Here is a 21131-nt window from a genome sequence, read left to right as displayed (position 1 = left end):
ATCGAAAATACTTATATTCTGGTGTACAGAGGCTTAAGGATTACAGTAAGTACATTGGGCTGGATCGGCAAAATCTTTACCTTCAGGAAATAATTGCTCTTGAATAAAATGACATTTTTTGCATTGAGAAATTACTGAACGAGTCAAAGGAGTAGGTAAATAACAAATTGCACAGGGCAATCCTTTAATATTTTTAGTTATTGTAAAACCAGGTTCTGCACACTTTGGGCATTGGCTGTTAAATTTTCTTACCAAGTCATAGGTAGCTTTTTCTATATTTTTCATGCGTGTGGGATTATAAAGCGCCCGCATATCTGTTTCAAGATACACTTTGCTATCTGGAGAATTATTCCAGGCATAATTAACAGCTTCTAACAGTTTTTCTTCTGTAATTATACCTTTGATAATCTCAGTTTGCTTTTGGGCTGTCTGCTCAAATCTAATTACTATACCATGTTCAGGAAAACCAACTTTTTTAGCAAAATCATTTACTTCTTCTAGATTTTCTACTACCTGATAATTAAAATTGGTTTCAAGAGAAAATTCTTCTCCAATAATTTCTAGATTGTTTACTTTATCTAATAAAATAATAATTTCTCTGTTAGAGTAAATAAAAGGGAAGCTAGGATGAGGTACAAAACTACCCTCACTAGCGATCGCTAAAGTTTCACCTGTACTTTCTAGTGCTTTTTCAGCTTTTAATCTTGCTGCTGCTATTTGGGTTACAGGGCGTTTTACTTCTCTAGTAAATGTTCCAAAAACATCAGTATTAAAGTCATGAGGTACTATAACTTTAATTCCTAATTCCTGTTCTAATAAAGGGGCAATCACTCTTTCTTTTTGATGCATTGTAGCCAGTATGCCCACTCGATTACTCAATAATTGCTGATTTTCCATTCTGGGTTTACCTCCCTTGCTATTACAAAAAAGAAAGGTGCGTTCCACTTAATCAACGTATGTAATAATTTAAGATTATAAAACGTTACATCTGTTAAGCTAGGAATACATTAGATTATCTGGGATTATCAGAATAGCCTTGCGGTAAAGGCTTTTAATCTGAAATCAAAAATCCAAAAATTTTTCTTGAATAATTCATTTCTACCAAGTTTAGTACAGCATAATGCTAACAACAAGCAAGAGAATTACTCGCCACAGTGAACGGGATTTAGCTAAGGGCTGATGGCTCATATTTACGCCTGAGATATCAATACTTTTAAAAATTATTAATGTATGACATCTCAGGTGATCTTGTCTAACTTTGTTCTTGTGGAACTTGTCCAATCTGTGCCGTCAGCTTTTCTTGATCACGCTTGCGTTTTTTGGCGTAAAGTTGGATTGTAACTGCCATAAAAATTATCATGGCGAAAATACCCCAAGCTGTGAGATCCGTAGGTAGATTATTCTTAAACACAGCTAGTAATACAATCACCACCAACATAACTGTAGGTGCTTCATTTAAAGCACGTAATTGCTGACTACTCCATTGACACTCATCTTTCGCTAACTTCTTCATCAAACGAGCGCAGTAATGATGATAACCTACTAGTATGGCAACAAACAGCAGCTTGATGTGCAGCCAACTTTCTTTGAGAACATCCGGTTCAGTGGTTAGTAAACCAATCGCCATTGCGATCGTCACGAACATTCCTGGCGTAGTGATGATACTATAGAGGCGCTTTTCCATAATTTGATATTGATTCTTCAATATCGTGCGTGCTGGTTCAGGCTCTTGGTTAGCTTCTACGTGATAGATAAATAGACGTACCAAGTAGAACAAACCAGCGAACCAAACTACAAATCCAACTATATGAAATGCTTTAAACCATGAATAAGCCATGAATTTTAATCTCCATTAGTGTGGCTATGATGCAATTTTAACTCTAATAAAAAGTTCATCAATGCAGGCTTAGATAATATTATAAGTCTGGCTCAAATCGAGAGGTTATTCTTCACCAGAGATAGTTAGCAATAAACACAAATAAATAGGGAAGCATAAATTAATTATGTAATTGCGATCGCAGCAATCTTAAACTGCTAAAACTGCTTAGTTTCGCTTTGCCGTGACAGCATTATATTTTTTTGTATCTGCTTACTAAAATCATTGCTGTTTATCTATAGTTTCATTTTTATAATATCGATTTTTCCCAAAGTATAATAATTCGTAATTATTAATTTGCAATTTCAGAGATACTCCGAAAAGTTTGCTGCAAGAGGTTTACTATCTGTTACCCCGCTCTTGAAAGAATACATCCTTTTCGAATTGGGTACAAGGTATAGGGTTGAAAACACAGTAGTTCCCAACCCTAAGCCTTAATTTCAGTCCCTTTTACTAAGCATCTTTACGACGTACAAAAGGTAAGAGGTCTTGCAGAATCACCTCATGGTAATGTTCTTGAGGATAATGCCCAACGTTATTAAGTTTTATTAATTCAGTATTTGGTACAGAATTGTCAAAATTTTCTGCTACATCTATAGGTAACCAAGGGTCAATCATACCCCATTGAATTAGAATTGGCTGTTGCCATTGTTTAAAGCCAGATTCGATTTCTGTCATTGCTGGGACGAGTTGCAAATTCCGAATAGTTGCTAAGAGACTTCGCCCCGATGCAGAAGTTTTCAAAAATGGTTTTCGATAAATATCTAAATCATTATCTTCTATCCGATAACGGCTACCACCTTCTAAAGTTCGGTCAACTAATAGAGGGTCTTGGGTCATTACCTCACCCGCCAAAGGTAAACCCATTTGTTTGATTTTCCAAGGTAATTTGGCAGCAGTTGAAATTGGTGTATTTAAAATAGCTATGTTGGCAATTTGTTCTGGATGACGCAAGGCATATTGTAATCCTACAGAGCCTAAAAATCCTTGCACAACTAAACAAAAACGTTCTAGTTCTAACGCCTTAACAAATCCTTCTAAAGCTGTAATAAATGCATCGGGTGTGTAGGCAAACTCTCGTTTTTCTGGTTTTGCTGAAAAGCCATAACCAATCCAATCTGGAGCGATCGCTCTTGTACCCTGATTCCCTAAAGCAGGTATAATATGACGCCAACTGTAACTTTGGGAGACAATGCCGTGCAGCAACAATACAGGCAATAAATCAGTTCTGCCAATTGGTGAAGATTCGCGATAGAACCATTCCAAAGAATCTACAGTTATTTTATGTTCTGTTATTGACACGCTATTTTCCTATGAATTTGGAATGCAAAAATTTTGCACCTTAAACGCAAAGGTACAAAGATAAAAAGGTTTTTTATAAAAGGGATTGGGCATTAGGAGTGCTGAGTCAAGAGTCGTAGAGACGCGATCATACTCTTACGAGAAGCCGCTCTTCGAGCGTCTACGCGTCTGTACAAGAGTCAAGAGTAAGTTATTTCTCCCCCTGCTCCTCAGTCCCCAGTCCCCAGCCCCCAGTCCCCTGAGAAATAATCATCTCACGAATTGCACAAGCTGTTGCGGGTGCTAGTAAAACGCCGTTGCGATAGTGTCCGGTGGCTAAAAGGACATTACTAAACCCAGGTAGCTTACCAATAACTGGTGCTGGGCGTCCTTCAGGACGGGGACGTAACCCTGACCAAGTGCGGAGAATAGTTGCTGCTGCTAATTCTGGGCAAAAGGTGATCGCTTGTTCTCTAACAGACTCCAGTAGTTGTTTATCTGGCGGTATTTCATCTCCATCGGTGGAAAATTCTACTGTTGCACCCACCCAATAATCATCATTACCTACAGGAACAATATGGACATCATTACCAGTAATTGCTGGTTGAAAGTCAGGATTGCCCAACGGACGCCCCAAGCTTAGTTGCAATGCTTGACCTAGGACAGGGCGGATCTCAACCGTTTGGTTTAATTGTGCCGTCAGTGGCGTTGAACCTAGACCCGCAGCTATGACAATCCAATCTGCGGCAATTTCTCCCTCTGTAGTTTCAATTGCAGTACATTTTGTAGATGCTTCCAGAGTTGTTTTCGCTAGCATTGGCACACCCAAAACAGCCACACCAAATTTGAAAGTTACGCCGTTGTGCTGGGCAGCCTCAACTAAAGCTAATGTCAGAGCAGCTGGATCGAGTTGGCGGTCTTGAGGAGAATAGACAGCGCCAGTAATTTTTGCGTTATCGACTTGAGGACAAATATTCTTGAGTTTCGCAGTGTCCCAAATTTCTAAATGCCAGCCTTGAGATTGGCGAATTTCTATTAACTTTTCCCATGCTGAGATCCCCCCTTGCCCCCCTTTTAAAGGGGGGTTGGGGGGATCTAAATGTTCAGATAAAAGACTAAGAATTCCTTGGCGGTTGAAAGGGAGTTGGCGACCTGTTAAAGCTTCTAGTTCTGGAATTAAAGTTTCATAGCGTTGGATGCTAGTTGCTCGCATCTGCCAAGCTTTACCCTTAATTTTTTGGCTGATTGCGCCCATTAAAACCCCAAGTGCAGCACCTGTAGAAGCTTGTGCTGGTGCTTGTCGGTCAAAAACTGTAATTTTCAGCCCTTTAACTTGACTTAGTTCATAAGCGATCGCTGCCCCAACTACACCACAACCGATTACGGCTACATGACTCATTGCTAATTTAAGAGGGATGAGGGAGATGAGGAAGATTAGGAAATGGGAGACAAGGGGGACAAATATAACTCTTGTACAGACGCGATTCATCGCGTCTCTACTCCTAACTCCTAATGCCCCTCTGCCTCCTCATCTCATCTTAGCTTTGTGTCTAACTTGCTTCTGATTGACTATTCGTCTGAGGAAGCAGTTGGAGGAATTTGTCAATATCTGCGAAAGCTGCTTGGGAGTTAGTCGAGGCTAGCTGACTGTTACCAGAACTAGCCCCTTGATTAACTTTAACCAAGTGGTTAAATAAATCTCGCGTTATTTGACGTGCTGTATCTTGGTCTTTGGGTAGAAGGTTGGGAGTGATATAAGTCAGATTCAACCTTGCTTCTGTTATGGGGCCATGTATAAAGTTACTCACATTGATCCAATCTTTTGCTTGGATATATTTTTTCAGTTCTGCTTCGCGATCGCGCACAGCCTCAATTTCAGGAATGTATGCCTGAATTTTCTCAATTTGAGATGGTGTGTAACTTGGAGGTACTACAGCCGTACCAGGGCCGCCACAACTAATGAGAAATGTAGCTAATAATACCAGGAAAAATGACAAAATCGAGCGTTGACGCACCATACACTAAATTTATTTGCTTTTTGTTTGCCGATTAACAGTGTCATTTTAGATCGCTGGCGCGATTTATCGTTCTTGCCAGGAAAGGATTTTACATAAAATCGTGATATTTTTTCTCAAGGGCAGAGTTTTAGGCAATATTCAAAAATTCTTAAGTATAATTACTTAAGATTGGAAGTATGTCACGAAAGTGTGATTTAGAGTTGCTAAATTTTAAAGGTATTGATAAGCTGAAACACCAGTAATATAAGCCTTCTGGCGTTTTTCTGTTTTCACATCCCTTAGACGCCGACGCAATATAGGAGTGTTTTTCGTGAACGCAGCTGAACAGGCAACCAACCTAGAACTCGCCAGCAAGATTGCTACGGTAGTTAATTTATTCAAACACGAATTTCCTGATGCCAAATCTGATCTCAAACCCTGGAAAAATGACCCAGAAACGAGGGAGTTAGTTGATCCAGATTCTATAGATATTGGCTTTCACTTTCCAGGCATCAGCAAATCTTGGCAAAGTCGCAGTGTTTTGATTCAAATCCGATTTTATCAAGATCCCTTAAGTAACTTACGTCGGGCGATCGGCGTGGAGGTATCTGGATTTGATCATCGCGGCGAGGCATGGCGACTTTCGACAGTAGAAAACTGGAGTGTTGTTGGCGCATCTTCGCCTTCTGATAAAGTCGGGGATAAGCTCAAAAATATATGCCGACAAATTTTAGAAGTATTTAATAAACCGAGTGATTGAAATCAACTTGTCTTTGAAACCGATTGAGTCAGGAAATCCCTTTGGGGAACAACCAGGGGATGTTTTACAATCTCGTGTAGCGAGTTTCACTCCGGCATCTCAACTGCAAGCTAATACCATTTCACTTTAAAAATGATACAAATACTTTGGTAGGGACACGGCAATGCCGTGTCCCTACGAGAAATTTATATGTATCAAGATTTTCGTGAATTGGTATAACCCTCTTTTATCACTTTCGGGAGAGAATAATCTGGAATGCTTACAGCACAAGACTTTTACCAAAAAACCATGATTTAAGCCATTGTGTTAGAAAATAAACACTCAAATGCCTGTTCTATCTACAGTTCAAAATTTGGCTTTGATTTTTCTTTTCCCAGAGTGACAAAACAGGGATAAGTTGCAAGAAGCGGGAATTGCAGAGGTATTTGAGCCAGCACGAGAGGCTGTTATCCACAGTGAACCGTATCATCAGGCATTGCTCACAATTTCCGAATCTGATTTGAGTGAATATTATGCACCAATAGCTAGAGCAGCTGTGGCTCAAACAATGTTTATTAGCGAACAGCAAGAAAAATTTCCCTCGATACTTACCGATGCCCCATTGCGGGATAAAGTTGTGGAATTGCTAACTCTGGCTTTGGGAGAGGCGCAGTTAGGATTGGGTGGCTGGTTATTAAAGCCACTTGTTGGACTAGCACAGCACGGCGGAACAAATACAGCACGGCGGAACAAATTATGTCAGAGGAAACCGCCTTGAGTTAACTGATAAAATTTCGCCTATGCCTGGTGATATTTTGTTGTATCAGACGCGGGGTGAAAAATTAGGGCGTTTATCCAGGAACAAATAGAACAAGCAGAACCGCCAGTGGTTTTACTGGCCCATAGCTTAGGAAGAATCGCTTGTGTAGATTTGCTAGTGCAGCAGCAGTTATCTCAGGTGGAATTATTGGTGACGGTTGGTTCACAAGTACCATTTTTATATGAGATTAACGCCCTCTACAGCTTAGAATATGGGCAGTTATTGCCAGAGCATTTACCGCAATGGTTGAATATCTACGATTTACGGGATTTTCTCAGTTATGTGGGTAATAGAATTTTCCCTGATCGCGTGCAGGATGTGGTAGTGGATTGAATCTAAATGTAGGATGTGTTGTCGCCAAGCGCCGCACCGTCAACAATTTAAGGTGCGTTTTCCCACAGACGCGATGAATCGCGTCTCTACTCCTAACTAGCTGTCTGTTTTATACTACTAGGATCAATAGGCAATGGTTGAGCCGATCGCAACACCGCATCCAGTAACCCTGGAAACAAGGCTTCTAAGTCTTCCCGTCGCAGTTGGTTGATGTGATGTGTCCCTTCTTTACGTGTCAAGACTATCCCCGACTCCCGCAAAATCTTGAAGTGATTGGACATAGTAGACTTTGCGATCGCAAAATCAAATCCCGCGCAGCACTGTTCCCCTTCAGTAGACAGCAGTCGGACAATCTCTAGCCGCACAGGATCGCCCAATGCATACAGCACTCCTGGTAAAGAAATATCTTTTCTATCTGGGTGATATAAGAATCTCATATTTGCATTATCTCCTAAAGTGGCATATATTCTTATTATTCGATATTATCGAATTATAGAATTAACTAGGAGGACAATTTATGTCATCCATTACAAATGTTACAGAAGCTACATTCAAGCAAGAAGTATTAGAAAGTGAAATTCCAGTATTAGTAGACTTTTGGGCCCCTTGGTGTGGGCCTTGTCGGATGGTAGCTCCAGTGGTAGATGAAGTTGCTACTGAATACGAAGGACAGGTGAAAGTAGTGAAGTTGAACACAGATCAAAATCCCACAGTCGCCAGCCATTTTGGTATTCGCAGCATACCGACGCTGATGGTATTTAAGGGCGGTCGGCAAGTTGATACTGTTGTGGGGGCAGTGCCTAAGACCACTTTAGCAAAGACTTTAGCACAGCATATTTCAGAATAGGCAGAGTGGGGAGTAGGGGATGAGGGAGACAAGGGGACAAGGAGAAGTAGGGGATGAGGGAGACAAATATAATTCTTGACTCCTGACTCCTGACTCCTGACTCCTAACTTCTGCCCCCTGCCTCTCTACTCCGACTAATAGGGAAAAAGTGAGATGGACTTAAAATTAGATGGTAAATCTGCGTTGGTGAGTGGCTCAACCGCAGGTATTGGTTTTGCGATCGCTCAGTTGCTGGCGCAAGAAGGTGCATCGGTTATTGTCAATGGTCGGACACAGCAAAGAGTTACACAAGCGATAGACAAAATTAAGCAAACTACTCCTAATGCTCAAGTTTCCGGCGTCGTTGCCGATTTAGGAACAAAAGCCGGAGTAGAGCAAGTTATTCAAGAAGTTCCTCACGTCGATATCTTAGTCAACAATTTAGGTATTTACGAGCCAAAACCATTCTTTGAAATTACTGACGAGGACTGGTTAAACATATTTGAAGTTAACGTACTCAGCGGCATCCGTTTGAGTCGGAAATACTTGCAAAAAATGCTAGACCAAAACTGGGGGCGAATAATTTTTATCTCCAGCGAATCTGCTATTCAGATCCCGACTGAGATGATTCACTACGGTACAACTAAGACAGCTCAACTTGCTATTGCACGAGGTTTAGCTGAAATTAGCGTCGGAACTGGCGTTACTGTCAATTCTGTTTTACCGGGGCCAACTCGCTCAGAAGGCGTAGAGGTCTTTATCAACCAACTAGCAAAAGAACGCGGCATTAGTATAGCCGAAGTCGAAGCGGAATTTTTCCAGAATCTGCGTCCAACTTCTATAATTAAACGTTTTGCAACTAGTGAAGAAGTAGCCGCGATGGTAGTTTACCTATCGAGTCCTTTAGCTTCAGCAACTAATGGTGCAGCTCTACGAGTAGATGGTGGCGTTATTAGGGCAATTGTTTAGTTAAGTTTTTCACACTCATTCGGAAATCGAACTATGGCTAGTAGTATCAACCTATTCTCTCCCTACAAATTGGGCAATCTCGAACTGCCCAACCGCATTGTAATGGCTCCCTTAACCCGGCAAAGGGCAGGTAAAGGAAATGTTCCTCACCAGTTAAACGCCACCTACTATACTCAACGTGCTTCCGCCGGATTAATTATTGCAGAAGCAACTCAGGTTTGTCCTCAAGGACAAGGATATCCCGATACACCCGGAATTCATTCATCAGAACAGGTGGCGGGTTGGAGATTGGTGACAGATGCAGTGCATCAACAGGGAGGCAGAATTTTTCTGCAATTGTGGCACGTGGGTAGGATTTCTCACCCCGATTTGCAACCAGACGGAGCTTTACCTGTAGCACCTTCTGCGATCGCACCCAAAGGGGAGGCATCAACTTATCAAGGAGCTAAACCTTTTGTAACTCCCCGCGCTTTGGAAACTTCCGAAATACCGGAAATTGTGGAACAGTATCGCCAGGGAGCAGCAAATGCCCTAGCAGCGGGTTTTGATGGAGTAGAAATTCACTCAGCTAATGGTTATTTACTTGACCAATTTCTCCGAGATGGCACTAACCAACGCACAGATAAGTATGGCGGTTCAATTGAGAATCGCACACGCTTACTGTTAGAAGTCACAGAAGCCGTAACTGGAGTGTGGGGTGCTAAACGGGTAGGAGTACGTCTTTCGCCTAGTGGCAGCTTTAATGATATGCATGACTCCAATCCACTGGAGACATTTAGTTATGCTGCTCAAGCGCTTAACCAATTTGATTTAGCATATTTGCATATTTTTGAAGCAACAGACGCAGACATTGAACATGGTGCAACAGTTGTGCTAACTAGTCATTTACGAGAACGCTTTACAGGTACACTCATTGTCAATGGCGGTTATACCCGTGAAAAAGGCGATACTGTAGTAGCAAACAATGCAGCAGATTTAGTTGCATTTGGCACTCTGTTTATATCGAACCCAGATTTACCTCAACGCTTGGCTTTGAATGCACCGCTAAATCAAGCAGATCCGACAACATTTTATGGGAATGGAAACGGTGAAAAGGGATATACAGATTATCCGTTTTGGTCGGTTGCTAGTTATCAGTCAGCCCACTCCTAATTCTGTAATCTAATCTTCAGTAATTTTTTACACCAAAAAAGCATTTAGCCTGATAATAAAAAGCGCCACAGCAATCCAAGAAATCTCACAATCAGGAGAATATCATGAGTTCTACCACCCAAATTCAAGCTTTAGATGTACCTAGCGCTATATTTCAGCGTCGTTCCATCAAAAATTTCAAAACAGACCCCATATCTCCAGAACTACTCAAGCAACTAGTAGAGTTAACCGTAGCAGCACCCAGTAGTTATAATCTCCAAGACTGGCAAATCATCCTCGTTCAAGATGAAGCTCAAAAGGCAGCGCTAGCAGCAGCATCTTATAATCAACAACAAATTATCCAAGCACCCGTCACCTTTGTATTTATAGCCGATACGAAGGCCAGCGAAAAAAACTTGACTCCAATTCTTGAGCAGGGATCTGCAACTGGGGCATGGAATGAAGGTACAGTAAACTACTTTAAAACCGCCATTCCGCAATTTCAAACTTCGCTGGGAGACAAGCAGCGGGAATACGCCATCAAAGATGCAATCATTGCAGCCACTCATTTGGTGTTAGCAGCAGAAAGTTTGGGGTTGTCAACCTGCTTTATGAATGGCTGGGTAGAGGAAAAAGTTAAAGAAGTAATTGGTGCAGCCGATAATGCAGATTTAGCGATCGCTGTTTTAGTCCCTGTTGGTTATGCAGCAGAACCACGCTTAAATCCAGGTCGCTTACCATTTTCCTACAACGTTTCTGTAGACAGAATAGGTAATCCGTATCAAGGTTAGGTTTCGTTAATTTGGGCAGTGGGCATGGGGCAGGAGTAAGAAGGCAGAAGGCAGGAGTTAGGAGTCAGGAGTCAAGAATTATATTTGTCCCCCTTGTCTCCCTTGTCCCCCACTCCCCCACTCCCCCACTCCCCCACTCCCCACTCCCCCACTCCCCACTCATGTCCTTCTTCCCCCGTCGATCGCTTCATTATGGCTGGGTTGTCGCAGGTTTAACATTCCTAGCCTTGTTGGTTGCTGCCGGAATTCGTTCTGCTCCTGGAGTATTCATTGTGCCTCTCGAACAGGAGTTTGGTTGGAGTAGAGCCACAATATCCTTGGCAATCTCTATTAACTTGGTACTCTACGGACTGATTGGGCCTTTTGCTGCCACCGTCATGGAACGAATTGGTATTCGCCGAACGATGGTGTTCGCACTTGCATTTATCGCTATCGGTGTTGGCTTAACTACTTTAATGTCAGCGCCTTGGCAATTAGTCTTGCTTTGGGGCGTGATTGTCGGTAGCGGTAGCGGAGTTATCGCCTTGGTTTTGGGTGCAATTGTCGTCAATCGCTGGTTTTTTAAGCAGCGAGGACTGGTTCTTGGTGTCCTCACAGCCAGCACAGCTACTGGACAACTAGTGTTTCTGCCGATGTTGGCATCGGTAACTGAGCGGTTTGGATGGCGAACTGCTGCCCTTGCTCTGACTGGTGTAGCGCTGCTAATTATTCCGGCGATCGCCTTATTTATGCGCGATCGCCCTGCGGAAATTGGCTTGCGTCCCTTTGGCGACAACAGCGAAACAGTAGAGGTTGTACTACCCAAAGTCAATTCTATTGCCTCTACCCTGAATGCACTTTGGCTAGGAATGCGTAAGCGTGATTTCTGGCTGTTATTGGGTAGCTTTTTTATCTGCGGTGCTAGCACAAATGGACTGATTGGCACTCATTTAATTCCAGCTTGTATTGATCATGGCATTCCAGAAGTCAGGGCGGCTGGTCTTTTGGCAATCATGGGTATTTTTGATTTTGTGGGGACGACTGTTTCCGGCTGGTTATCTGACCGCTGGAACAATCGTTACTTACTTTGCTGGTATTACGGACTGCGGGGTTTATCATTGATTTTCTTACCCTTCAGTTTCCACCTCTCTTTCTTCGGACTTTCCATCTTTGCAGTCTTCTACGGTCTTGACTGGATTGCTACCGTACCGCCGACAGTGCGTCTTGTATCTAACGTGTTTGGTAAAGAGAATGTCGGCGTCATGTTCGGCTGGATTGTAGCAGGACATCAACTTGGCGCAGCCACAGCCGCATTCGGAGCAGGAGCATTAAGAACTTGGTTAGGTAGTTATTTTCAAGCGTTTATCTTGTCGGGTATTTTGTGTTTGATTGCCGCAGTCTTTGTACTGCAAATTGGTCAAAATCCTGGCAAAGAAAATTCACAGCTAGCAATGTAATTTGTAATTATTGCCCTATGTCAACAATAGCTTTGATAGTCGGAGCAGGTGGTGGGCTTAGTGCTTCTATAGCTCGCCTATTTGCAAAAGAGGGATTTACTATAGCCTTAGCTGCTCGTCAAATTGAGAAACTGACTCAGTTAAGCAGTGAAATAGGCGCAGCTAGTTTCGCTGCTGATGTCTCTAAACCAGATGAGGTAAAGCAGTTATTTATTGATGTTGAAAATAAATTAGGTTCTCCGAATGTTGTCGTTTACAATCCGAGTTTTCGAGTCCGAGGGCCACTTGTTGATTTAGACCCCGGCGAGGTGGCAAAAACTTTAGATATCACTGCCTATGGTGGCTTTCTCGTCGCTCAAGAAGCTACAAAACGCTTTTTACAGCTGGGGGGTGGCGCTATCTTGTTTACCGGAGCATCAGCCAGTGTCAAAGGGTATGCTCAATCTGCACCCTTTGCGATGGGTAAGTTTGCCTTGCGTGGTTTGGCTCAAAGTATTGCCAGAGAACTTGCACCAAAAAATATTCATGTGGCGCATTTTGTGATAGATGGAGCTATCCGTTCAGCAACTCGCCAAGACCCAGTAGATAAACCTGATAGCACCCTTGATCCAGATGCGATCGCGCAAACATATCTCAACATTTTACGTCAACCCCGCAGTGCCTGGACATGGGAAGTAGAACTACGTCCCTGGGTAGAGCATTTTTAAATCACAATTCACCTAAATAAAACAGTTGCCTAACTTAGGAGAAATAACCATGATTGAACTTTACTACTGGACAACACCAAACGGTCATAAAATCACGATTTTTCTGGAAGAAGTCGGCTTACCTTATACGATTATTCCTGTGAATATTGGGGCTGGAGATCAATTTAAACCTGAGTTTCTCAAGATTTCGCCTAACAATCGTATTCCAGCTATTATTGACCGTGAACCAGCAGATGGGGGTGAGCCGATTTCTGTGTTTGAATCTGGGGCAATCTTGCTGTATTTAGCAGAAAAAACTGGGAAATTGATTCCTCCAAATTTGCGCGATCGCACTCAAGTTCTAGAATGGTTATTCTGGCAAATGGCGGGACTAGGGCCAATGGCAGGACAAAATCATCACTTTAGTTCTTATGCGCCTGAAAAGATTGAGTATGCGATTAATCGCTACGTCAATGAAACAGGACGCTTGTATGCAGTGCTAAATAAGCAATTAGCAGATAGAGAATTTGTAGCTGGCGATTATTCTATCGCTGATATAGCTGCTTATCCTTGGATTGTAGGTTATGAACGCCAAAGCCAAAAGCTAGAAGATTTTCCGAACATCAAGCGTTGGTTTGAGGCAATTAAAGCACGCCCGGCAACAATTCGCGCCTATGAGAAAGCCGAAGCCTTTAAAACTCAAGCACTTGATCCAGATAAGTCGCGGGATTTGTTATTTAATCAATCAGCGAAGACAGTTAAGAATTAGGGAGTGAGGGAGTGGGGAGTGGGGAGTGGGAGACAAATGACAAATGACAAAGTAAGTGTTTCATTGGGACTGTTAGGCGCTGCTGCCTTTATGGTAATTGCTGATGCACGTGTGATTGATCCCTTGCTGCACATCATTGCCAACGAGTTTAAAGTTGGTGTTGGTAGTGCTGCGGTGATTATCTCGGCATATACAATTCCCTATGGATTATTTCAGCTAGTTTATGGCCCATTGGGCGATCGCATTGGCAAAATCAAAGTGATTACAGCAGCACTAACAGCATTTGCTGTTGGTACTGCTGTTTGTGCTTTTGTTTCAAATATATACTTACTTACTCTGCTGCGATTCTTAACCGGGGTGGCTGCTGCTGGCATCATCCCCATCACCCTAGCTTATATTGGCGACAACTTCCCCTACGAAGAACGTCAAGCAGCGATTGGCCGCTATCTAAGTGCTTTGGTAATGGGTCAAATTCTTGGCGGTAGTTTGGGAGGTATCTTTGGAGAATATGTCAGTTGGCGCGGCATCTTTCTCTTGTTTGGGATTGTATCTTTAACAATTGCTGGAGTCTTATGGCGGGGAACACGTCACCTCAAAGATGGGAATCGTTCCTCAAGTCAGGGAAGTGGGCTAACGCTTCGCCCTTACTACCAACTCTTGACTCAACCAGTTGCTCGTACTGTGATTATAGGCGTATTTATTGAAGGTTTTTGTGTCTTTGGGGCATTCGCTTATACAGGTGCATTTCTCCGCGATCGCTATAGTTTATCTTATGTAGCGATCGGGTTTATGCTGAGTGGTTTTGGATTGGGCGGACTAATTTACAGCCGTTGTGTCAAGTGGTTGGTGCAACGATTGGGTGAAATTGGTTTGATTGGAGTCGGCGGCGGCTTAATGTGTATCGGCTTTTTAGCGATCGCATTATTCCAAAACTGGGTGCTGTTTATCCCCTTGAGTATGCTGATGGGATTAGGCTTTTATATGATGCACAGCACGCTTCAAACTCAAGCCACTGAATTAGCGCCTGAAGCCAGAGGTACTGCTGTCGCCTTATTTGCCTTCAACCTATTTATTGGTCAAGGAATTGGTGCAGCGGTCTTCGGTAGGATTGTCGATAATTTTGGCTACATTTATTGTTTTATTGCAGCTGGCGTGTCACTTGCACTGCTTTCCGTTTGGCTTGTGAAGCAGAAGCAAAAACACAAGGAAGTGTTACTTCGTTAACCCACACTTGTACATTACGAGGATGTCTAAGAGGATGTTTGGAAAGTCTCAAAATATACTAAAAACCACTCTCCAAACCTCTCCCCGAAATAGAGAGAGGCTTTGAAACCCCCATTCCCTTGTAGGGAAGCAGGGGGCTTTGTTGTATGAAACAGAAAAAAGACACACCTTTTCTAAATAGAGTGGTGAATTAGTCTTCCACTTTGTAGCTATCTGGTCTACCCAATTGGATCATGCAATTAAGCGCAGCACATTGCAGAAATAATTCGACAGCTTGGTTATCAAAAAAGCGTCGTCTTAAATTACCCCCAAAAATGCTTTTGAGTCGAAACATAGCGGTTTTGGACGCACATCGTCTATGATAACCAGACTCCTGTTTCCATTGTTTAGCTCCAACTTGGCGCACCCTTCGGATATTTTCATCGCGTGGATGGGGCAGTGCTTTACAGTTATTGAACTAAGCGTAGGTATAGCCGAGCTTTCTAAAGTTGAGAACATCTATGGGTCTAGCCTTTGACTTGGTGGCGATTCCGTCCCAAGGATACATTAGGTCATAAAGATTATGTCCTGAAGGCCCCTCACCAGTGGGTAGATATTGTTGAGTCGGGTTTTTATCTTGCCATATTGCCCAAAGCCGATCCACATTACAATGATGTAAATAGAAAACAGGATCATTTGGCGAAATATTCACATTTAGCATATCGCCACCAATCCAAGCGTGTCCTTGGTTATGTAATTGTGAGAAGGAGCCATCTGGAGCAAGGAAGCCTTCTAAGCGATTCCGATGACTAGGACTACTTTCAATGTTCCACGGAGAGCTATCGTAAGGAGTTTCTCCGAGGGCAATATTCACATCTGTTTGATTTGGTACGTTGGAATTGAACAGAGCAAACTGGCGTTGTAAACCTCCTTTCGGGCTGCCATCAATATTAATGGTTATCCATTGATCAACAGCAAATGGCCCCGTTTTTACTAAGTAATTATCTTGAGGATCACCATTACCACCCAAGAAGTCAGCAGCCCAAAGTGGTGAGTTGAAAGGATCATTTGTGTCTTGAGTCCAGTCCCAATAAGGAATTGTCAAGTCTGGCACTGCTTTTTGTAATTGTTTTTCAAATGCTAAAAGGTAATAACGATGCCAAGCAAGAAAGGCAGGCCCGACATGAGCAGGATTGCGAAATCCTCTAGGATCAGTGGGATCTGTGCGTTGAGTTGCTTTACTATGCCAAAGTACATATTCATCGTAGATATTACGACCAGTAATAGAGCTAATCTTGTCTTTGAGCGTTTTGACTGCTTTGATGTAGTTTTGTTTTTCTTGTTGAGTTAAATCTCTAATATTCTTACGTACATTTTTCATATTCCACCTGATATAAATGGCAAACTTGTCTTGGTATATCCAACTAGTTGAATTGAATTTTTAATCAATATTAGGATCGATCTCTACTTCTTTGTCAGGGAACTTTAAGTTTAAATCTATTAAAGTCTCTGCAATTTTTTTCGGGCTTTCATAGCTGCCAAATAAAATCGGCGTTAGATATTTTTTTGTTTTTTTGTGTTGATGAATTCTAATTTCCTTGCCATCAATAAATAATTGTGTAGATGCATCAAACATATTATCTACAACTGCGCTCCTTTGAAGCTCTGAATTGATTATAATCTTATACTTTCTACCTTTATATACTTCCTCAGATGTTTCTTGAGCTTGGGCTTTACTAATAACGAAGTTTTTCAGGAATGGAAAACTGCTCGCAATTGTTGCTCCAGCAATCGAGAGGCTGATTACACTGATAAATTGTCGACGAGAAAATCTAGAAAACATTGACTTTTCCCCTTTAAAATAATTGGCTAGTAACTACAATATTGCTTTAACGACTTATGTAAAAACAATTGTATGTTTTTCTATAAGTGTATATTTTATTAATGTTTTTGCGGAAATTCACATTATAAGATACAACTGTTTGATTGATAAATCAATACATGAATATAAAAAAATTACTGAAAATAAAAATGTAATTTTATGCCTTTACCATATATATTTATTAATTGAATGAACTATTTTTTGCAATATTTGACTTTTTTAAAAGAGTTTTGATTTGAAAATTTTATTGAACAGCAATATTGTGTTAGTCGTCAGAATTCAGCTTGGGAACTATGACCGAAAAAGCGGATAGCGTAGCGTTAGCGACGTAGGAGCGTCTAAATAATCGGGTTTAAAACCCCCACGCTTATTGAAGCTTCGGCTACGCTCAGTACAAGTTCGCTCAGCACAAGTCCGCTCAACTTCAAAGATTGAGCGCAGTCGAACGCGTCGCGCGTCTCTGATAGAGTTAGGTTGATTCAGAAGGACTGAATTCTAACGAATGTATTCTTCTTCAAAAAATTTCTCGCCAACTTACTTAGTCATGCCCCTGAAGCAACAACAGAAACTAAGGTTGTCAGTCTGAAAACTATCAGTAAAAACTTCTGGCGGCATCTTTAGGATTAAAGAGCGTGACTGGCAAAAAGCTAGTCATGCTCTTAATTTTTCTGTGAAGAGCAACGCGATTGTGTTCCGCCATCGCATTCCAACTGTTCACTGGATTTTCAGGAATAGGAACTTTCTTGATGCCCAGGAATGAAGATTGCCACTAGTTCTGGTAGCTGGCATCAGAAGGATATTTGCATAAAGGAATGTTAGTTAGGAGCTATATTCTGCAATATTTATTCAAAGTAATACAGCCGATAACAAGATAGTATACAGCAGTTACTCAAAAACAGGTGAAGCAAGATTATGGCAACAATTACAGGTACTAATGGGGACGATATTTTACTTGGAACTCCTGGGGATGACAGAATTATCGCCAGTGTAGGTGATGATACCATTACTGGTGGAAAGGGTACTGATGTTATTGATTACAGCAATTTCGGACAACCTATAATAGTTAAACCAGTGGTTATTCAGAAAGGTGTCAGTGGGACTGACACTTTTAAAGATTTTGTTGAAGGCATCATTGGTGCTGCTGGACAGATTAACACTATTGATGGTACTTCTAATAGCAAAAATGTATCAATAGTAGCTGACTTATCTAAAGAAAGATTAGAAATCAGAGTTGTAGGTTCGTCACCAATAATAGTCAGTGTGAAAAATTTTGCAAATGTAATTGGTACAAATCAAAATGACACTATTACTGGTGATGCTCAGGATAATCAATTATCTGGTAGCGGTGGCAATGACATTATTAGAGGTAGCGCAGGCAACGATATTTTAGATGGAGGCTCTGGTACTGATACGGCTGATTACAGCAAAATAGGTGTAAGCTCTACCATCTTCATTGATGGAACTTTTAAAAAAGGTGGCGGACTAGGTACAGATTTACTTGGCAATTTTGAAAACCTTGTTGTTGACGCTAGAGCTGCAAATAACACTATAGATGCCTCAATTGCTCCTACAGCGCCCTTTATAATTGGAGATGCATCAATCAACGCTAACCTTGAAACTCAAAGTTTCGTAATTAATAATCTTCCTAGCGGAAATACAGCTAAGTTCACATTTGTAAACTTTGATAATATCAAAGGTACAAATCAAAGTGACACCATTGTTGGAGATAGGCAAAATAATCTATTATTTGGCAATGGCGGGAACGATACACTTTCTGGTAAGAGCGGGAACGACACACTCGCTGGTGGGCTAGGTAGAGATACTCTCACTGGTGGACTAGGTGCAGATAAATTTGTCTTTACCAATGTATTAGAAGGTGTTGACATTATCAAAGACTTCAAGGCTGTTGAGGGTGACATAATCCAGGTTTCTCAAGCAGGGTTTGGCGCTACTTCTATTGATGACTTCAGTTACGATCCCCTAAATGGTTCTTTATTTTTCCAAGATTCTAGATTCGCCATTCTGGAAAATAAGCCTACTGGTTTCCAAACTAGTTTAGACATTCAACTAGTTTAAAAACTATAAGCGTGAAGCATTTAGTATGACTTCTAGAAATATCCACGCTAGATAATAACTTGATTCTAAAATTGATAAAACAGGGGAAGGAACTTAACTGTATTTCCTATCCTCTGTATTTTTACAATAGTTACTGTAAATACATAGTTAAAGTTATTTCGTAACAAGATCTCAAGCACAGATCAAGTTTTGCCATTCTAAATAATCAAGCACTTGCTTAACACATTGCTCAACGGTTAATTTATCAGTTTGACAGAGAATTTCTGGATTTAATGGTTCTTCATAAGGGTCAGAAATGCCAGTAAAATGCTTAATTTCCCCTGCTTTGGCTTTGGCGTAAAGCCCCTTCACATCACGAAATTCACAAACTGCAAGTGGAGCATTTACATAAACTTCGACAAAATTAGTAGAAGTTTTTTTGAGTTGCTCTCGAACTTCACGGTAAGGGCTGATTGCTGCAACAATTGCTATCACGCCATTGCGACTAAGTAGTTCTGCAACAAAGCCAATACGACGCACATTTGTATCTCGGTCTTGTTTGCTAAAACCCAATCCTGCACAAAGATGGGTGCGAACTACATCACCATCTAGCACTTCTACTAAGCAATTTCTCTTTTGAAGCTCTTGGGCTACACCGTGAGCGATTGTTGTTTTCCCAGCACCACTTAAGCCGGTCAACCAGAGAATTGCACCTTGTTGTTTCATGTTTTATTTAACCTGATGCAAATAACTAATCAGATGTGATGTTGATACTTCATATATACGACAAAAGCTTTTAGTAAACTCTCTCGTAATTGAGACAAGCGAAACTTAGCCTGAAGTAATAGTGGTAATTCCTCATAGCTGACAGGGATAAAGCCTCTTTGAATGTAAAAAAATTCTAATTGTTGTTTCAAACATTTTAAATAAAGTTGTTGAGTAGATTGAGTAATTAAATGCTGTATTAAAAAAGTTCCTAATCCTTGATGTCGGTGAGATGATAAAACAAATATACTGCCAAGTTCTTGTGCAAATTTAAAGTTTCGTAACTGTCTGAAAGCTACTAAACGCCCTTCATACTCAATTACCCAAAATTGCTGCCATTTGAGTTGAGAAGCGTCAAGGCTTGCTCTGATAATAAATAAACAAATTAACTACAAATCAAAAGGTTTTGCTTTGCGAATAACATATTTAGGTGGTAATAAATTATCTGTATTATTCATGGAGATAAGATAAAGGCAGAGAGCATGATTTTTATGCCCTTGATGTGTGATTTATTACATAGATTTCCATCTGGAAAAAAGATTAGATCCGTTTGCATTGGTGTCTTGCTCTAGTGGAGGAGCTAGAGGAATCTGTGGTTGAGCAACAATCACATTCGCTAGACTACTGCTAGTCGGAGTCTCCCAGAAAGATAAACCCTCATATTGAGCAAATAAATCAGGAGGTAAAACGGTTGCACGAGGTTGAAACTCGACTTTGGAGCGCACATGATGCAGCCCATCTGTATTTAAACGGCGGTCAAATTCGTTGGCTTCGTACTCTACATTAGTAAAATCATGCTCAAAGGGTTTTTCTCCCAGAAATTGATAAATCAGCGATAAGGTTTTATCAGGAGCTTGGCTTAAAATGTCGTAGTCTACCAAGAGTAAAGATTCGCTATATTCACTGTAAAATGCTTCCTTGAGAGCGTTATAAGCAAACCCGACTAACCTTCCTGACTGACTTAAAGCTTCAGTACGCGTGTAAACGGTAGAACGTTCGCCAGGATTATTAAATAAACGTGACACATCAAAAGCATTTTTCCGAATCAATCGTTCGACACTATCCATAATCCAAGCAACATTCCGCACGCAGCAAATCACTTTTGCGTCGGGGAATAGTTCGTGGATTAAAGGCAATTTACTACACCAGAGGCGATTGGTATCAAAGATCACTGCTTTATCTGCTTGCGGCTGATAGTAAGTTGAAAAAATTGTTCTAGTTAAAGCTTGTTTTTGTTCTTTTGTAATAAAAACTGAAAACTCATTATCTGCACTCATGGCTTCCAGCATACTAATGACTAAACCCCCGACAGGACTGCTCATACTGGCGTGAAAGCGGGGATTTTGTGCAGCAAAGCTCCGAGTAAGGTGGAACCGGAACGGGGTAATCCAGAGATGAAGTGTAATTTCGGCTGTGTCATTTGGATAATTCGTAATTCGTAATTCGTAATTTGTAATTATGTAAGAATTCAGCACCCAGGTGGTCACTGAGCTTAGTCGAAGTGAGTCAGAAGGGATGTCCTGAGTTTCGACTACTTCGGCTGCGCTCAGCACAAGTGCGCGGAAATCGAGC

24 protein-coding genes are annotated in these 21131 nt (G+C 41.4%); 13 read left to right on the top strand and 11 right to left on the bottom strand.

Annotated elements, in window-relative coordinates; translation table 11 throughout:
• Positions 1–33: 33 nt before the first annotated feature.
• From WKK05_RS31265 to psbQ, 5 genes are all read right to left on the bottom strand, one after another.
• Positions 34–897, bottom strand: coding sequence for a DUF6671 family protein (locus WKK05_RS31265; RefSeq protein ID WP_341526888.1), 864 nt, complete (start codon positions 895–897; stop codon positions 34–36).
• Between the two features lie 355 nt (positions 898–1252).
• Positions 1253–1837 carry a protoporphyrinogen oxidase HemJ gene (gene hemJ / locus WKK05_RS31260; RefSeq protein ID WP_341526887.1) on the bottom strand — a complete coding sequence of 195 codons (585 nt, stop codon included), beginning with the start codon at positions 1835–1837 and terminating at the stop codon, positions 1253–1255.
• Positions 1838–2329: 492 nt separating this feature from the next.
• Positions 2330–3178, bottom strand: a complete 849-nt coding sequence (locus WKK05_RS31255; protein WP_341526886.1) for an alpha/beta fold hydrolase — start codon at positions 3176–3178, stop codon at positions 2330–2332.
• A 190-nt stretch (positions 3179–3368) separates the two neighbouring features.
• Positions 3369–4556 (bottom strand): FAD-dependent oxidoreductase, encoded by a 1188-nt coding sequence (locus tag WKK05_RS31250; protein ID WP_341526885.1) that lies wholly within the window; start codon positions 4554–4556, stop codon positions 3369–3371.
• Between the two features lie 151 nt (positions 4557–4707).
• Positions 4708–5175: a photosystem II protein PsbQ gene (gene psbQ / locus WKK05_RS31245; RefSeq protein ID WP_341526884.1), complete on the bottom strand. Its 468-nt coding sequence runs from the start codon at positions 5173–5175 to the stop codon at positions 4708–4710.
• Between the two features lie 310 nt (positions 5176–5485).
• Between psbQ and WKK05_RS31240 the strand changes: the two genes are divergently transcribed.
• The 4 genes from WKK05_RS31240 to WKK05_RS31225 all read left to right on the top strand — a co-directional run bounded on the left by WKK05_RS31240 (position 5486) and on the right by WKK05_RS31225 (position 7046).
• Positions 5486–5914 carry a hypothetical protein gene (locus WKK05_RS31240; protein ID WP_341526883.1) on the top strand — a complete coding sequence of 143 codons (429 nt, stop codon included), beginning with the start codon at positions 5486–5488 and terminating at the stop codon, positions 5912–5914.
• A complete protein-coding gene (locus WKK05_RS31235) occupies positions 5907–6044 on the top strand; it encodes a hypothetical protein (RefSeq protein WP_341526882.1) in 138 nt (45 codons plus the stop codon). The genes WKK05_RS31240 and WKK05_RS31235 overlap by 8 nt, the downstream gene beginning before the upstream one ends.
• 267 nt (positions 6045–6311) lie before the next feature.
• The gene (locus WKK05_RS31230; RefSeq protein WP_341526881.1) at positions 6312–6671 is read left to right on the top strand and encodes a hypothetical protein; all 360 of its coding nucleotides are present in this window, start codon (positions 6312–6314) and stop codon (positions 6669–6671) included.
• Between the two features lie 108 nt (positions 6672–6779).
• Entirely contained in the window at positions 6780–7046 is a 267-nt protein-coding gene (locus tag WKK05_RS31225) for a hypothetical protein (RefSeq protein ID WP_341526880.1), read from the top strand.
• 92 nt (positions 7047–7138) lie between these two features.
• On the opposite strand, the gene WKK05_RS31220 is transcribed toward WKK05_RS31225, so the two are convergent.
• A complete protein-coding gene (locus WKK05_RS31220) occupies positions 7139–7483 on the bottom strand; it encodes a helix-turn-helix domain-containing protein (protein WP_341526879.1) in 345 nt (114 codons plus the stop codon).
• An 80-nt stretch (positions 7484–7563) separates the two neighbouring features.
• Between WKK05_RS31220 and trxA the strand changes: the two genes are divergently transcribed.
• From trxA to WKK05_RS31180, 8 genes are all read left to right on the top strand, one after another.
• Positions 7564–7893, top strand: coding sequence for a thioredoxin (gene trxA / locus WKK05_RS31215; RefSeq protein ID WP_341526878.1), 330 nt, complete (start codon positions 7564–7566; stop codon positions 7891–7893).
• Between the two features lie 153 nt (positions 7894–8046).
• The gene (locus WKK05_RS31210) at positions 8047–8841 is read left to right on the top strand and encodes an SDR family NAD(P)-dependent oxidoreductase (RefSeq protein ID WP_341526877.1); all 795 of its coding nucleotides are present in this window, start codon (positions 8047–8049) and stop codon (positions 8839–8841) included.
• Between the two features lie 33 nt (positions 8842–8874).
• Positions 8875–9993, top strand: coding sequence for an alkene reductase (locus tag WKK05_RS31205; protein WP_341526876.1), 1119 nt, complete (start codon positions 8875–8877; stop codon positions 9991–9993).
• A 104-nt stretch (positions 9994–10097) separates the two neighbouring features.
• Positions 10098–10763: a nitroreductase family protein gene (locus WKK05_RS31200; protein WP_341526875.1), complete on the top strand. Its 666-nt coding sequence runs from the start codon at positions 10098–10100 to the stop codon at positions 10761–10763.
• A 161-nt stretch (positions 10764–10924) separates the two neighbouring features.
• Positions 10925–12199: an MFS transporter gene (locus tag WKK05_RS31195; RefSeq protein ID WP_341526874.1), complete on the top strand. Its 1275-nt coding sequence runs from the start codon at positions 10925–10927 to the stop codon at positions 12197–12199.
• A 17-nt stretch (positions 12200–12216) separates the two neighbouring features.
• A complete protein-coding gene (locus WKK05_RS31190; RefSeq protein ID WP_341526873.1) occupies positions 12217–12906 on the top strand; it encodes an SDR family NAD(P)-dependent oxidoreductase in 690 nt (229 codons plus the stop codon).
• 49 nt (positions 12907–12955) lie between these two features.
• Entirely contained in the window at positions 12956–13654 is a 699-nt protein-coding gene (locus tag WKK05_RS31185; protein WP_341526872.1) for a glutathione binding-like protein, read from the top strand.
• 36 nt (positions 13655–13690) lie between these two features.
• On the top strand, positions 13691–14878 hold the full coding sequence (locus tag WKK05_RS31180; protein ID WP_341526871.1) for an MFS transporter: 1188 nt from the start codon (positions 13691–13693) through the stop codon (positions 14876–14878).
• Between the two features lie 457 nt (positions 14879–15335).
• On the opposite strand, the gene WKK05_RS31175 is transcribed toward WKK05_RS31180, so the two are convergent.
• Complete coding sequence (locus tag WKK05_RS31175) at positions 15336–16238, bottom strand: tyrosinase family protein (RefSeq protein ID WP_341526870.1); 903 nt, start codon at positions 16236–16238, stop codon at positions 15336–15338.
• Between the two features lie 60 nt (positions 16239–16298).
• Entirely contained in the window at positions 16299–16700 is a 402-nt protein-coding gene (locus WKK05_RS31170) for a hypothetical protein (RefSeq protein ID WP_341526869.1), read from the bottom strand.
• Between the two features lie 951 nt (positions 16701–17651).
• On the opposite strand from WKK05_RS31170, the gene WKK05_RS31165 reads away from it, so the two are divergent.
• Positions 17652–18815, top strand: coding sequence for a calcium-binding protein (locus tag WKK05_RS31165; RefSeq protein WP_341526868.1), 1164 nt, complete (start codon positions 17652–17654; stop codon positions 18813–18815).
• 171 nt (positions 18816–18986) lie between these two features.
• Here WKK05_RS31165 and cysC read toward each other — a convergent pair whose 3' ends face one another.
• The 3 genes from cysC to WKK05_RS31150 form a co-directional block, all read right to left on the bottom strand.
• A complete protein-coding gene (gene cysC, locus WKK05_RS31160) occupies positions 18987–19520 on the bottom strand; it encodes an adenylyl-sulfate kinase (RefSeq protein WP_341526867.1) in 534 nt (177 codons plus the stop codon).
• Positions 19521–19549: 29 nt separating this feature from the next.
• Positions 19550–19930 (bottom strand): GNAT family N-acetyltransferase, encoded by a 381-nt coding sequence (locus WKK05_RS31155; RefSeq protein ID WP_341531236.1) that lies wholly within the window; start codon positions 19928–19930, stop codon positions 19550–19552.
• Positions 19931–20071: 141 nt separating this feature from the next.
• Positions 20072–21046 (bottom strand): sulfotransferase, encoded by a 975-nt coding sequence (locus tag WKK05_RS31150; protein ID WP_341526866.1) that lies wholly within the window; start codon positions 21044–21046, stop codon positions 20072–20074.
• Between the last annotated feature and the right edge of the window lie 85 nt (positions 21047–21131).

It is taken from the genome of Nostoc sp. UHCC 0302 (assembly GCF_038096175.1).
Classification (GTDB): Bacteria; Cyanobacteriota; Cyanobacteriia; order Cyanobacteriales; family Nostocaceae; genus UHCC-0302.
This window is presented reverse-complemented; position numbering and strand designations above follow the sequence as displayed.